A 13392-nucleotide genomic window follows, 5' to 3' on the forward strand; every position below is an offset into this window, starting at 1 on the left:
ATCGCCGCGGGCGCCGGTCGCTCACGGATGCCTGTGGATCGGATCGACCCAGTAGACGGTCTCGGGCGTCTCGGCGGCCTCGACATCGGGCAGGTTGACGACCACCGCCTCGTTGTCGGAGCGCACCAGCACGCAATGCAGGGGCTCGTCGGTCGAGGCGTTGATCTCCTGGTGCGGCACGAAGGGCGGCACGAAGATGAAGTCGCCGGGGCCGGCCTCGGCCACGTATTCGAGCTTGTCGCCCCAGCGCATCCGGGCGCGGCCGGAGACCACGTAGATCACGCTCTCCAGCTCGCCGTGATGGTGCACGCCGGTCTTGGCGTCGGGCTGGATCGCCACCGTGCCGGCCCAGATCTTCTGGGCGCCGACCCGGGCGGCGTTGACGGCCGCCTGCCGGAACATGCCGGGCGTCTGCGCGGTGTTGGCATCGAGCCGGTCGCCCGGGATGACCCGCACGCCGTCGTGCTTCCACCGCTCCGGGGCACCCGGCTCGTGGGCCTCGTCGTGCGCATGCGGGTGCGTGTGATCGTCGCCGCTGTCGTGCATGTCGAATCCTCCCGCGCCATCATGGCATGGCGGCGCGGGATCGCCGAGGAGGCCGGTCGCGGGATCGACGGGCGGCCGGACGGTTCCCCGCAGCCTCAGCCCCCCGCCACCGACGGGGCCGGGCCGACGGCCGGCGGCCGCGACGGGTGCCGGCCGATCCAGAAGACCAGGGCACAGCCGATGCCCGTGAGGGCGCAGAGCGGCAGCAGGGCGACGGGGAAGCTGCCGGTCTGCTCGCGCAGCACCCCGATCAGCGAGGTGATCGCTCCGGTCCCCAGATGCGCCAGCGTGTTGATCGCCGCGATGCCGGCCGCCGTCTGGGCTGGCGGCAGCGTCTCGGTCGCCAGGGCGAAGAACGGGCCCTTGATCGCGTAATTGCCGAGCAGGACCAGCGAGAGCAGGACCAGGGTGATCCAGAGGGAGCCCGTCAGCAGGGTCAGGGCGAAGCTCAGCGAGGTCAGTGCCAGCGGCAGGGCCGTGCTCCAGATGCGCTCGCCGCTGCGGTCCGCCCGCAGGCCCCAGACGATCATGAACACCGAGGCGATGCCGAAGGGGATCATGTTCAGCAGGCCGGTCTCCAGGTTGCTGAGGCCGAACCCCTTGAGGATCTGCGGCATCCACAGCGACAGCGTGTTGCTGGTGGCCGAGCTGCCCGCGTAGATAACGGCGAGGAGCCAGACCTGACGGCTGGCGAGCACCGCCCACACCGCCGCGAGGCCGTGGGCGTGGTGGGATGAACCCGCCTCCGCGGCGCGGCGCTCGGTCTCCAGCCGGTCCGCCAGCCATCGGCGCTCCACCGGGCTCAGGAAGGCCGCCTCGGCCGGCCGGCTCGGCAGCAGCGCCAGGGCGGCGATGCCGAGGAGAACGGCCGGGATCGCCTCCATGATCAGCAGCCACTGCCAGCCGCGCAGGGACGCGGCCCCGTCGAGGGTGAGCAGCGCCGCCGAGAGCGGCGAGCCGAAGAAGCTGGAGAGCGGGATCGCGACCATGAACATCGCCACGATCCGCGCCCGGTAGGCCTTGGGGAACCAGTAGGTCAGGTACAGGATCACGCCGGGGAAGAAGCCGGCCTCGGCCGCGCCGAGCAGGAAGCGGGCGGTGGCGAAGCTCGCCGGACCGGTGACGAAGGCCGAACCGATGCCGACGAGCCCCCAGGTGATCATGATCCGCGCGATCCAGATCCGGGCGCCGACCCGCTCCATGGCGAGGTTGCTCGGCACCTCGAACAGCACGTAGGCCACGAAGAACAGGCCGCCGCCCAGGCCGAAGGCCGCGGCGGAAAGGCCGAGGTCGCGGTTCATGGTCAGCGCCGCGAATCCGACATTCACCCGGTCGACGTAGGCGATGAAGTAGCAGAGCACGAGGAAGGGGATCAGGCGCAGGCCGACCTTCCGCATCGTTCGGCTCTCGAAGGCGGCCGCGTCCGCCCCGTGAGGCATGGTCGGTGTTGCCATGGTCCTGTCCTCGTTGAAATCCGGGCTGGCGCGCGCCGGGCGGCTCAGTGGTCGAAGCGGAAAAGGGCGGCGGGCGTCTCGCCCAGGATGATCCGGCGCTCGGCCGGGTCGGGTACCCAGGCGTCGAGGTCGCGCCGCGCCTCGGCGGGGCTGGCCTGGGTCTCGAACTGCGTGTGCGGCCAGTCGCTGCCCCAGAGCAGGCGCCGCGCACCGAAGGCACCGCGCAGGCGCTCGGCCGCCTGCAGCGCCGTCTGCCGGCCGGCCGCGCCGCTGCCGATGCGGTAGGCGCCCGAGAGCTTGACCCAGACGCGGCCGCCGCGGCCGAAGCCGAGGAGGTCGGCGAAGCCCGGATCGGCGATGCCGAGGGCGGGGTCGATCCGGCCGAAATGATCGACCACCACCGGGACGCCCGCTTCGATCAGCGGCGGCAGCAGATGCGCGAGGCGCCGCGCCTCGGCCTGGACCTCGATCTGCCAGCCGAGATCCGCCACGCGGGCGAGGTGGGCCCGCCAGACCGGACTGCTGAATTCCGGGTCCGGCCGGCCGATCAGGTTGAGGCGCAGACCGACGACGCCCTGGTCGGCGAGATCGCGCAGGGTGGCCGTCTCCGCCGCGGGGTCCAGCACCGCGATGCCGCGCAGCCGCTCCGGGGCGGATCGCAGGGCCGAGACCATGTAGCTGTTGTCGGTGCCGAGGAAGCTCGGCTGGATCAGCACGCCGCGCGCCATGCCGTTCCGGTCCAGCATGGCGCGATAATCGGCGATGCTCGCGTCGTAGGCCGGGGCGTAGCGCCGGTCCCCGACCAGGGTGAGGGTCCGGGTGAAGACGTGGGCGTGGGTATCCACCGCCGCCACGCCGTCGCGCGCGTCGAGGCCCGTCTCGGCCGCCCGGCCGCGGACGGGGAATGCGAGCGCGACGCCGCCCGCGAACAGGGTACGGCAGAACAGGCGCCGGTTCATCGGATCATCTCACGGTCTGGGGGAGCAGCGCGCCGCCGGACTGCCGATCCGGCAGGAGCGCGACGGCGAGGAGGACGAGCCCGTAGGCGCCGATGGCCGACAGTCCGATCGCCGTCCCAAGGCCGCAGATCTCGCTGAGCAGGCCGACGCCGAGGGGCAGCACCCCGGAGGCGAGACGGCCGGCATTGTAGCAGAAGCCCATCCCGGTCCCGCGCAGGCCGTCCGGGAAGAGCTCGCTGAACAGAGCGGCGAGACTCGCGGGGATCCCGGCCGTGCAGAAACCGAGCGGGGCGCCGAGAAGGAGCAGCCCCGTGCCGCCGACCGGCACCAGCAGGTAGAGGACGACCAGGGCCATGCAGCCGGCGGCGAACAACGCCACCGTCCGCCGGCGGCCGAGCCGGTCCACGAGGCCGCCCGCCACGAGGCAGCCCAGGCCGAAGGCCGCGATGATGATCGCGAGGTAGAGCCCGGTGCCCGCCACGGAGGCGCCGCGCTCGACGCTCAGATACGTGGGCAGCCACGTGAACAGGGCGTGGAAGCCCCCGTGCGCCCCCAGCCCGAGCAGTGTCCCGATCACCGTGATCCGGCGCAGGCCGGGCGAGAAGATCAGGAGCGGCCCGATGGCCGGCCGGATCGGTCCGGCGGCCGGTCGGACCGGCTCCGGGACCGAGCGGCGGAGGTAGAGGACGAGGAGCGCGGGCGCGAGGCCGCAGGCGAACAGAGCCCGCCAGGCGGTCTCCTGATCCAGGACGGAGAAGGCCGCGGTAGAGAGGAGCACGGCCGCGCCCCAGCCGAGCGCCCAGCCGCCCTGGACGGCGCCCAGCGCCTTGCCGCGATGCTCGGGCCGAATGGCATCCGCCATCAGGACCGCGCCGGCCGCCCATTCGGCGCCGAAGCCGATCCCCTGCAGCGCCTTCACGATCAAGAGCTGGCCGAAGCTCTGCGCGAAGGCCGCCAGGAAGGTCGCGACCGCGAACCACAGCACCGTGATCTGGAGGGCCCGGACGCGGCCGATCCGATCCGCCATGAGGCCGCCGAGCCAGCCGCCGATCGCCGCCGTGACCAGCGTGACCGCGCCGATCAGGCCGGCCTCCGGGCGGCTGAGCCCGAAGCTCGCGACCAGGGCGGGGATGGCGAGGCTGAACATCTGCACGTCCAGGGCGTCGAGCGACCACCCGCCCAGACAGGCCCAGAAGGTGCGACGCTCGGCCGGACCGACCTCACGGTACCAGCGGAACACGGGCTTTCCTCCGCCCTCTAAAGAGGACTAGTCATTTATATGACTTAATGAGCATGGGCCCGATGGCCCGTCAAGCCGGCGGCCTTTCACCGGATGTCGATGTGGTACCGGAAGTCCTTGGCGGCGCCGCGCGTCACGCGCCACTCGATCGGGCGGGCATCGAAGCCGAAGGCGAGGCGCGCGATCACGACGACGGGCTCGCCCTCCGCGATCCCGAGGCGCTCGGCGTCGGTCGCATCGGCGATGCCGACCGTCAGGGTCTCCTCCGCCCGGGCGACGATCTCGCCGCACAGGCGCTCGTAGGCGGGGTAGAGGAGATCGCCGATCTCCGTCAGCGGAGTCTCGAGGAGCGGTGCGAAGCGTGCGGCCGGCAGCCAGATCTCCTCGGACAGGATCGGTCGGCCCTGCAGGAGCCGCGTCCGGATCAGGCGGATCGCCTCGCCGCCTGCGTCGGGGCCGAGGGCTTCGCGCACGGCCGCGGGCGCCGGCCGGGCCTCGCGCAGCAGGATCCGCCCTTCCGGCACGGCCTGGCTCCCATCCGGCCCCAGATGCCGGAAGAACCGGAACAAGGATCGGTCGAAGCGCGGCCGGCGGACGAAGGTGCCGCGGCCCTGCTGGCGCTCCACCAAGCCGTCGGCGACCAGGACATCGATCGCCTTGCGCACGGTGCCGATGGCGACACGATGGGTCGCCGCGAGTTCCGCCTCCGTGGGAATCGGTTCGCCCGACCGCCAGACGTTGCGCGCGATCTGGAAGGCGATCGCGTCGCGCAGTCGCTGATAGAGCGGCAGACGGAGATCGGGCTGCGGCGCGGGCGTGAAGGTCATGTGTATGACTGTATGATCCTCGCGCATCGCCGCCAATGGGGCCGAGGGAGGCGGCGGTGCACAGCGTCGCAGGGCGGGACCCAGGCGCAGCGTCGCGGGTTTGAGCCCGGATGTCTGAAGACGGGCTCAGCGAGGAGCGGATGATCGAACGTCGCACGGCTCAGGAGAGCCGCCAGGGCCGGCGGGGCAGGCCGGTTCTCGTCGTGCTCGCCGTGAGTGTGGCGCTGATGATCGCCGCATGGGCCGGTCTGCTGATCTGGCAGGGCGCGGCATCGCCGCCCGATTACGTCAGCCAGAGCCAGGCCGCGGCCCGAAAGGTCGTGACCGGTTCCGAGACGGGCTCCGCCGGAGCCGCCCCGGCAGCCAGCGCGCGTCCGGCGCCCTGACGAGGAGCGGATTCACGCCAGAGGGTGCGCCAAGTGGTGCGCTGAGACGCCGAGACACAGATTCGCGAGGATCAGCGCCCCCCGGGCGGGTATCCGTGTCGACGTGGAATCCCCGCGCGCCCTCGGCGCCTGCGGCGGCGTGTCGGATCACGGCAATGTCATCGGCACTATTGCGAGGCCGCCTGCCCCGGTCCTTGGAAGGACTTCGCTGCTCCGAACTTGATCCCGGGAGCGACTGCCTCATTTCGTCACCAGCCTCGAGCGCGACGGGGATTCCCCGGAGGTTCGAACTGCCTGCACCGCCCCGCCGCCTTCGATGCCCGAGCCTCGGGCGGCCGGCGGCTTAATGCCTAGGGGACCACTGATGAGCGAGACGATCGACAAGACGGACACCACGACGTTCCCGATGGCGGGCAAGTGTCCGTTCGGCGGCGACCGGATCGGCGGCGCCCACGGCAACCGGCCGACGCTGGAGAACTGGTATCCCCATCGCCTGCGGGTGGAAGTGCTCCACCAGAACGGGCTGGCGGCCGATCCCCTCGGGCCGGATTTCGACTACGCGGCTGAGTTCGCCAAGATCGACTTCGAGGCGCTCAAGCGCGACATCAAGCAGTTCCTGACCTCGTCGGTGGACTGGTGGCCCTCCGACTACGGCAATTACGGCCCGCAGATGATCCGCATGGCCTGGCACTCGGCCGGCACCTACCGGATCGCCGACGGGCGCGGCGGCGCCGGCACCGGCATGCAGCGCTTCGCGCCGATCTCCAGCTGGTGGGACAACGGCAACACCGACAAGTCGCGCCGCCTCCTGCAGCCGATCAAGCACAAGTACGGCAACGCCCTGTCCTGGGCCGACCTGATGGTCCTGACCGGCAATTGCGCCCTGGAGATCATGGGCCTGCCGACCTACGGGTTCGGCGGCGGGCGGCTCGACGCCTGGGAGGCGGACAACGCCACCTACTGGGGCCCCGAGGTGGTCGAGATGGGCTCGGTCTCGAGCTTCGACGACATGGTGAACCGCGACAAGCGCTGGCGCGGCAAGAACGGCGACGCCGACTACGACCTGGAGAACCCGCTCGCCGCCTCCCACCAGGCGCTCATCTACGTGAACCCCGAGGGACCCTACGCCAACGGCGATCCGCAGGGGTCGGCCAACGACATCCGGGTGACCTTCACCCGCATGGCGATGAACGACGAGGAGACCGTGGCGCTGATCGCGGGCGGCCACGCCTTCGGCAAGAGCCACGGCATGACCCCCGCCAAGGAGATCGGTCCGCCGCCCGAGATGGCGCCGATGGAGGCGATGGGCCTCGGCTGGCACAATCCGAAGGGGTCCGGCTCCGGCAAGGACACGATGACCAACGGCATCGAGGGCAGCTGGACGCCCGATCCGACCAAGTGGGACAACGCCTATCTGGAGAACCTCTTCAAGTTCGAGTGGGAACAGACCAAGAGCCCGGCCGGGGCGCTCCAGTGGACGCCGAAGGACCCCAACGCGCCGAAGACGCCGGACGCCCATGTCGCGGGTCAGATGCACCCGCTGATGATGATGACGTCGGACATCGCCCTCAAGGTCGATCCCGAGTACCGCAAGGTCTGCGAGAAGTTCCTCAACGACTTCGACGCCTTCACCCAGGCCTTCTCCAAGGCGTGGTACAAGCTCACGCACCGCGACATGGGTCCGAAGCACCGCTATCTCGGCCCGGAGGTGGTGATCGAGGACGGGCTCCTGTGGCAGGATCCGCTGCCGGAGCGCGACTACGACCTCGTCGGCGAGGCCGAGATCGCCGTGCTGAAGCAGGCGATCGCCGGGACCGGCCTGTCGGTGTCCGATCTGGCCTTCACGGCCTTCTCGGCGGCCTCGACCTATCGGGACAGCGACAAGCGCGGCGGTGCCAATGGCGGCCGACTCGCCCTCGCCCCGCAGAAGGATTGGGCCGTCAACCGCCGGGCCGCGCCGGTGATCGAGGCCCTGCGCAACGTGATGTCGACCTTCAACGGCGGGCGCAGCGACGGGAAGAAGATCTCCCTCGCGGACCTGATCGTGCTCGGCGGCTGCGTCGCCGTGGAGAAGGCGGCCCGCGATGCCGGAGTCGAGACGCCGGTGCCGTTCACGCCGGGTCGGGTGGACACGACCCAGGCGCTCACGGACCTCGAGATGTTCGAGTGGCTGAAGCCGGTGGTGGACGGGTTCCGCAACTACGTCGATGACGGCTTCGGGCAGATGACCCGCACCGTCTCGCCGGAGGAGATGTTCCTCGACAAGGCCAACCTGCTGACGCTGACGGCCCCGGAATGGACCGTCCTGACTGGCGGCCTGCGGGCGCTCAACGCCAACCACGACGGGTCGAACCGGGGCGTCCTGACCGATCGGATCGGGGTGCTGACGACCGACTTCTTCCGCAACCTGACCGACGTCGATCTGGTCTGGGAGAAGGCGGATGCGGACGGGATGACCTTCGCGCTCAAGGACCGTGCGAGCGGCCAGACGAAGTTCGAGGCGACCCGCAGCGACCTCGTCTTCGGGTCGAACGCACAGCTCCGGTCGATCGCCGACGCCTACGCGGGCAGCGACGGCCAGCGGCGCTTCGTGGCGGACTTCGTCAAGGCCTGGGACAAGGTCATGATGCTCGACCGCTTCGACGTGAAGGGTCACAAGCGCTACGCGCCGATGGCGGCCTGACACCCGCCCTCAAGATACGCCCGCGCGACCTGCGCGGGCGTTATTCCGGAGCATGCGCCGCGGACGGACCGACGATGTCCGCGGCCGCGCCTTCCGTCCCGCAGACTCAGGTCCCGAGGCTGTGTGTGGCCAGTGCAGCCCAGTAGGCCGCGCCGACCGGCAGGGCCTCGTCGTTGAAATCATAGCCCGGATTGTGGAGCGGCAGGCTCGGCCGCGTCCCGTCGGTGCCGATCCAGGCATAGGCGCCTGGGCAGGCTTCGAGCATGTAGGCGAAATCCTCCGACGCCATGGAGGGGCCGACATCACCACGGCGCGCGGTGATGTCCGGGACGGTCCCGGCGGCCGCGAGGGCGGTGCCGACGGCATCGGCGGTGTTGACCGTGGCCGGGTATCCGAACCGGTACGCCACCTCCGCGCGGGCGCCGTGCGTGCCGGCGGTCCCGCCGGCGATGGCCTCGATGAGCTCCGCGACGCGCTTGCGCACCACCTCGTCCAGGCAGCGGACCGTGCCGCGGATGACGGCGTGGTCGGGAATGACGTTGTAGGCGTCGCCGCCATGGATCTGCGTGACGCTGAGCACGACCGGCTCCGTGGGGGCGATGCGGCGGCTGACGATGGTCTGCAGGGCGAGGACGATCTCGGAGACGACCACGAGCGTGTCGGTGCCGCGCTCCGGCATGGCCGCATGGGTGCCGAATCCGGTGACCGCGATCTCGAACGTGTCGAGGGAGGCCATAATGGCGCCGACCCGGGTCGCGAAGGTCCCGAGGGGCAGGCCCGGCCAATTGTGCAGCCCGTAGACGGAGTCGCAGGGGAACAGCCGGAACAGGCCGTCCTCGACCATCGCGCGCCCGCCGCCCTCGCACTCCTCCGCAGGCTGGAAGATAAAATGAACCGTCCCGGTCAGGTCGGTGCGGGCCGCGAGATGCCGCGCCGCCCCGAGCAGCATCGCCACGTGGCCGTCATGGCCGCAGGCATGCATCACGCCGGGCGTCCGGGAGGCGTAGGCGACGCCTGTCGCCTCCTGGATCGGCAGGGCGTCCATGTCGGCCCGCAGGCCGATGGTCGGGCCGTCGCCCCGGCTCAGGGTCCCGACCACGCCCGTGCGCCCGAGCCCGGTCTTCACGGACAGGCCGCAGGCGGCCAGTTCCCGGGCGACGAGATCCGCCGTGCGGACCTCCTGGTAGGCCAGTTCGGGATGGGTGTGCAGGTCGCGCCGCCACGCGACCATCCGCTCCACGGTCTCTGCCTCGATCCCCATGTGGTCTCTCACCCATGCCAGAGGCCGCCGGAGCGCCTCGTTCCCCCTGCCTCACCCTACGCCGGACGGCGCGGCGGTTCACCCCAGCGGCGGATGCATGAAGAACTGCGCGATCAGGGCCGCACCGAGGAACGTCCCGGCATTGGCCATGAACGAGACCACCACGATCCGCCAGCCGAGGCGGCGGAAGGCGGGCACGTCCTTGGCGACGGAGAGGCCCGCGAAGGTCAGGATCGGCGTGGCCAGGGCCAGGAAGTTGATCTTGCCGGTCAGGGCGGCGATCTCGGCGGCGTAGGGCGTGCCGGGATAGGTCAGGGCCATGCCGATGATCGAGACCCACAGGACCGCCGGCAGGCGCCGGCCGAGGAGCAGGTAGACGATCCAGCCGGCCAGCACGGTGCCGATGATGATCGCCATCCCGCCGACGACCTTCGCGTCCGGGACGACGCCGTAGGTCAGCCAGTTGCCGATGAGCCCGTAGGCACCGATCAGGATCCAGGCCAGGACGGTCTCGGCGAGGCCGATCCGCACCTCCTGATGGACCGGTGCCTCCGCCTGCGGGTCGACCGCCGCCGGGCGGGCGGCATCCGGCCGGTTGCGGCCGAGGATCGGCTCCAGCTTGCCGTAGGCCCAGATCGTGAAGGGCAACGACAGGAACAGGGTGAAGTACGTGCCGATCGTCGTGGTGACGAGGTTGCTGGCCGCCGCGAAGGTCGCGACATCCTTGGCGACCTCGGGGGTCTGCTGAGCGGCGATCGCCCCCGAGGCGGCGGCCATCATGCTGCCGGAGCCGACGCCGGCGCCCATCGCCAGGGCCAGCGGGTTGAAGACGCCCAGGCTGGCGATCAGCCCGGCCAGCAGGGCGATGAACACCGCGCCGAACACCGTGCCGGTCAGGTACTCCGCCAGCACGCCGCGGCCCTCCGGAGAATCCATGCCGTAGCGCTCGCCGATAATGGCGAGGCTCGGCTCGCGGCCGACCGAGAAGGTCGCGCCGATCGCCTCGCGCTTGATGCCGAGGAGGAGCGCCACCGGCAGGCCGAACACCATCGTCCCGAAGAAATGGCCGAATTCCTGGAAGGCGAGCGCCCAGCCCGAGGCCAGGATCTTCGGCAGCGAGCCCCCGACCAGCAGGCCGAGCTTGGCGATGAAGATCAGCAGCGCCGGCTGGAGATAGGCCCCGGCCGCGTTCTGCAGGGCGCCCGTCAGCCGCAGGGGCGCCGGGAGGCGCGGGCTCATCAGCCCCAGGGCCCCGCCGAGGAGCAGGGCCCAGAGCAGCGGCAGCAGGACGATCTTGCCGGCCCCCACCGGGATGCTGACGTTGCCGATCGCCTCGGCGATGATGACGATGACCAGGGCGAGCAGGAACAGCGTCAGCTTCCCGCCGCCGGAAACGGGCGGCGCGTCCGGCCGCGTGTTCGTCGCAAACAGTTCGCCCGCCATCGTCATCCTCCCCGCCCCTCCGGGGCTGCTCATCGCCCTGCCTGCCGGACTTGGCCGCCGGTCGTGTCGGTTGATCCCGTCCGTCGCCCCCCCGCGCCCGGCGCCTAGCCCACGTAGCCGAAGGTCACCGCCGGCTGGGCCGCGGTCTCGACCCAGACGCTCTTGGTCTGCGTGTAGGCCATCAGCGCCTCGCGGCCCGAGGAGCGCCCGAAGCCCGAGCGGCCGAAGCCGCCGAACGGCGAGGCCACGTTGATGGTCTTGTAGCCGTTGACCCACACCGTTCCGGCCCGCAAAGCCGCCGCGACCCGGTGGCCGCGGCCGCCGTCGCCGGTCCAGACCGCGCCCGCGAGGCCGTAGGGCGTGCCGTTGGCCAGCGCCACCGCCTCGTCCTCGCCGTCGAACGGCAGGACCGTGAGGACCGGGCCGAACACCTCCTCCCGGGCGATCGCCGCGTCCGGCGCGACGCCGTCCACGATGGTCGGGCCGAAATAGAAGCCGCCCGTGTCCCGCAGGGACGCGGGGCAGGCCCCGCCGGCCGCGATGGTTGCGCCGGCGCTCGCCGCGGCCTCGACCATGCCGGCGATCTTGTCGCGCTGGCGCCGGTTGTTGATCGGCCCGATCTGCGTCGCCGGGTCGGTCGGCGCCCCCACCGGGATGCGCGCGGCGGCGTGGGACAGGCGCTCCACGAAGGACGCGTGGATCGAACGGTGCACGAGGAGGCGGGAGCCCGCCACGCAGCTCTGGCCGGCGCCGCCGAAGATCGCGGCCTGCGCGCCGATCAGCGCCCGGTCGAGGTCGGCGTCGGCGAACACGATGTTGGCCGACTTGCCGCCGAGCTCCAGCACGCTCGGCACGATGGCGCGGGCCGCCGCGGCGGCGATCTGCGCGCCGGCCTCGGCCGAGCCGACGAACACGACGAGGCGGGTGTCGGGATGGGCCACCGCGGCGGCCCCCGTGGTCGGACCGGCGCCGGCGAGCACCGAGACGATGCCGCGGGGCATCCCCTCGGCGCGGTCGCAGAGCAGGCCCAGCGCCAGCGAGGTCAGCGGCGTCAGCTCGGAGGGCTTCAGCACCACGGCGTTGCCGGCGCAGAGGGCCGGGGCGATCTGCCAGCCGGCGGTGAAGATCGGTGCATTCCAGGGGGTGATCTGCACCACGGTGCCGAAGGGCTCGTGACGGGTGTAGTTCAGGTGCGAGGTCGGCACCGGGATGACGTCGCCGTGGAGCTTGTCGCACCAGCCGGCATAGTATTCGAACATCTCGGCGACCTTGGCGACCTCGCCGCGCGTGTCGCGGATCGGCTTGCCGGCCGAGAGGGTCTCCAGCTCGGCGAGCGCCCCGGCGTGCTGCCGGACCAGGGCGGCGACCGCCCACAGGGCCCGGCCCCGGGCGGCGGCGCTCATCCCCCACCACGCGCGCTGGGCGTCGCGGGCCGCCGCCATGGCGGCCTCGACCACCGACGGCCCGGCATCGGCGAAGGTCGCGAGCACACCGCCGTCCGCGGGGTTGACGAGGTCGAGGGCGGCGCCGGTCCCGGCGAGGACCTCGCCGGCCACGACGCTGCCGATGCGGCCGCCCGGCAGGAAGTCGGTCAGGAGGGCGGCGACCCGGTCGGCGGCGGGCGAGTGCGACGTGCCGGACATCAGTGGGCTCCCTTGGGATCGCGGTAATCGGCCATGCGGGTGAAGTCGGCCGTGTCGGGGATGGCGGCCTGCGTGGCCTGCCAGATCCGCTTCACCTCGGCGGAGAGCGGCAGGTCGATCCCGCATTCGGCGGCGAGCTCCAGGGCGAGGCGCACGTCCTTGCGCATCAGGCCGGCCGAGAAGCCGCTGTCGAAGGTGCCGGACTGGACCCAGCGCGGGACCATGACCTCGCTGATCGCGCTGCGGCCGGTGGCGGTGTTGACGACCTTGACCGCCTCGTCGGCCGAGAGGCCCGCGGCCTCCGACAGGCGCAGGGCCTCGCCGGTGGTCACGAGATGGGCCGCCACCAGCAGGTTGTTGACGAGCTTGACGATGTTGCCGGCGCCCGAGGGCCCGACATGCGGCGCGCGGGCCGACATGGCCTCCAGGACCGGCCGGGCCAGGGCGTAATCCGCCTCCGCCCCGCCGACCATCATGGTCAGGGTTCCCTCGGCGGCGCCGGACGGTCCGCCGCTCACCGGCGCGTCGAGGAGGGCGTGGCCGGCCGCGGCGAGGCGCTCGGCCAGGCGCCGGGTGGTGCCGGGATCCGAGGTCGAGGTGTCCACCACCACAACCTTCCGGTCGGTCCGGGACAGGAGGCCGCCCTCCGCGGTGACCACCGCCTCCACGTCCCGCGCCAGCGGCAGCGAGAAGACCAGGGCGTCGGCCGCTTGCAGGACCTCGTTGAGGGTGTTGAGTGTCGTCACGCCGGCGGCCTCCGCGGCCGGGCGCCGGGCCGGGCTGAGGTCGTAGCCCAGGACCGTGAAGCCCTTGCGGGCCAGGGTCGCGGCCATGCCCAGACCCATATTGCCGAGCCCGACGACCCCTACCGTTGCGATGGTCATGCCGATCCGTCCTCACGATGCGGCACTATCGTTCCGGCAATCGAGCGTTGCGACAACAACCGATTT

11 protein-coding genes are annotated in these 13392 nt (G+C 71.6%); 2 read left to right on the top strand and 9 right to left on the bottom strand.

What is annotated here, in order from left to right:
• Positions 1-21 precede the first annotated feature (21 nt).
• The 5 genes from ABIC70_RS02375 to ABIC70_RS02395 all read right to left on the bottom strand — a co-directional run bounded on the left by ABIC70_RS02375 (position 22) and on the right by ABIC70_RS02395 (position 5026).
• Positions 22-546: a cupin domain-containing protein gene (locus ABIC70_RS02375; protein WP_043389080.1), complete on the bottom strand. Its 525-nt coding sequence runs from the start codon at positions 544-546 to the stop codon at positions 22-24.
• 95 nt (positions 547-641) lie between these two features.
• Complete coding sequence (locus ABIC70_RS02380) at positions 642-2000, bottom strand: MFS transporter (RefSeq protein ID WP_078947142.1); 1359 nt, start codon at positions 1998-2000, stop codon at positions 642-644.
• Positions 2001-2044: 44 nt separating this feature from the next.
• A complete protein-coding gene (locus ABIC70_RS02385) occupies positions 2045-2959 on the bottom strand; it encodes an amidohydrolase family protein (RefSeq protein WP_354438767.1) in 915 nt (304 codons plus the stop codon).
• A 4-nt stretch (positions 2960-2963) separates the two neighbouring features.
• Positions 2964-4199, bottom strand: a complete 1236-nt coding sequence (locus tag ABIC70_RS02390) for an MFS transporter (RefSeq protein WP_075381203.1) — start codon at positions 4197-4199, stop codon at positions 2964-2966.
• Between the two features lie 86 nt (positions 4200-4285).
• On the bottom strand, positions 4286-5026 hold the full coding sequence (locus ABIC70_RS02395; protein ID WP_279900030.1) for a GntR family transcriptional regulator: 741 nt from the start codon (positions 5024-5026) through the stop codon (positions 4286-4288).
• A 140-nt stretch (positions 5027-5166) separates the two neighbouring features.
• Between ABIC70_RS02395 and ABIC70_RS02400 the strand changes: the two genes are divergently transcribed.
• Positions 5167-5412, top strand: coding sequence for a hypothetical protein (locus ABIC70_RS02400; RefSeq protein ID WP_354438768.1), 246 nt, complete (start codon positions 5167-5169; stop codon positions 5410-5412).
• 364 nt (positions 5413-5776) lie between these two features.
• Positions 5777-8095 (top strand): catalase/peroxidase HPI, encoded by a 2319-nt coding sequence (gene katG, locus ABIC70_RS02405; RefSeq protein ID WP_354438769.1) that lies wholly within the window; start codon positions 5777-5779, stop codon positions 8093-8095.
• Positions 8096-8201: 106 nt separating this feature from the next.
• Here katG and ABIC70_RS02410 read toward each other — a convergent pair whose 3' ends face one another.
• From ABIC70_RS02410 to ABIC70_RS02425, 4 genes are all read right to left on the bottom strand, one after another.
• Positions 8202-9356, bottom strand: a complete 1155-nt coding sequence (locus ABIC70_RS02410) for a M20 aminoacylase family protein (protein WP_043357914.1) — start codon at positions 9354-9356, stop codon at positions 8202-8204.
• A gap of 78 nt (positions 9357-9434) precedes the next feature.
• Positions 9435-10799, bottom strand: coding sequence for a DUF3100 domain-containing protein (locus tag ABIC70_RS02415; RefSeq protein ID WP_236952765.1), 1365 nt, complete (start codon positions 10797-10799; stop codon positions 9435-9437).
• 104 nt (positions 10800-10903) lie between these two features.
• Positions 10904-12442, bottom strand: coding sequence for an aldehyde dehydrogenase family protein (locus ABIC70_RS02420; protein ID WP_354438771.1), 1539 nt, complete (start codon positions 12440-12442; stop codon positions 10904-10906).
• Positions 12442-13326, bottom strand: a complete 885-nt coding sequence (locus ABIC70_RS02425; RefSeq protein ID WP_043760013.1) for an NAD(P)-dependent oxidoreductase — start codon at positions 13324-13326, stop codon at positions 12442-12444. The genes ABIC70_RS02420 and ABIC70_RS02425 overlap by 1 nt, the downstream gene beginning before the upstream one ends.
• Positions 13327-13392 lie beyond the last annotated feature (66 nt).

Origin of the sequence: Methylobacterium sp. 1973 (assembly GCF_040545035.1) — a bacterium.
Classification (GTDB): Bacteria; Pseudomonadota; Alphaproteobacteria; order Rhizobiales; family Beijerinckiaceae; genus Methylobacterium; species Methylobacterium fujisawaense.

What these genes read in the sequence shown, in the direction of transcription:
- ABIC70_RS02395 (WP_279900030.1), bottom strand. Translation starts at nt 5,026, where the DNA reads ATGACCTTCACGCCCGCGCCGCAGCCCGATCTCCGTCTGCCGCTCTAT.
- ABIC70_RS02400 (WP_354438768.1), top strand. Translation starts at nt 5,167, where the DNA reads ATGATCGAACGTCGCACGGCTCAGGAGAGCCGCCAGGGCCGGCGGGGC.
- ABIC70_RS02380 (WP_078947142.1), bottom strand. Translation starts at nt 2,000, where the DNA reads ATGGCAACACCGACCATGCCTCACGGGGCGGACGCGGCCGCCTTCGAG.
- ABIC70_RS02375 (WP_043389080.1), bottom strand. Translation starts at nt 546, where the DNA reads ATGCACGACAGCGGCGACGATCACACGCACCCGCATGCGCACGACGAG.
- ABIC70_RS02420 (WP_354438771.1), bottom strand. Translation starts at nt 12,442, where the DNA reads ATGTCCGGCACGTCGCACTCGCCCGCCGCCGACCGGGTCGCCGCCCTC.
- katG (WP_354438769.1), top strand. Translation starts at nt 5,777, where the DNA reads ATGAGCGAGACGATCGACAAGACGGACACCACGACGTTCCCGATGGCG.
- ABIC70_RS02410 (WP_043357914.1), bottom strand. Translation starts at nt 9,356, where the DNA reads ATGGGGATCGAGGCAGAGACCGTGGAGCGGATGGTCGCGTGGCGGCGC.
- ABIC70_RS02415 (WP_236952765.1), bottom strand. Translation starts at nt 10,799, where the DNA reads ATGGCGGGCGAACTGTTTGCGACGAACACGCGGCCGGACGCGCCGCCC.
- ABIC70_RS02425 (WP_043760013.1), bottom strand. Translation starts at nt 13,326, where the DNA reads ATGACCATCGCAACGGTAGGGGTCGTCGGGCTCGGCAATATGGGTCTG.
- ABIC70_RS02385 (WP_354438767.1), bottom strand. Translation starts at nt 2,959, where the DNA reads ATGAACCGGCGCCTGTTCTGCCGTACCCTGTTCGCGGGCGGCGTCGCG.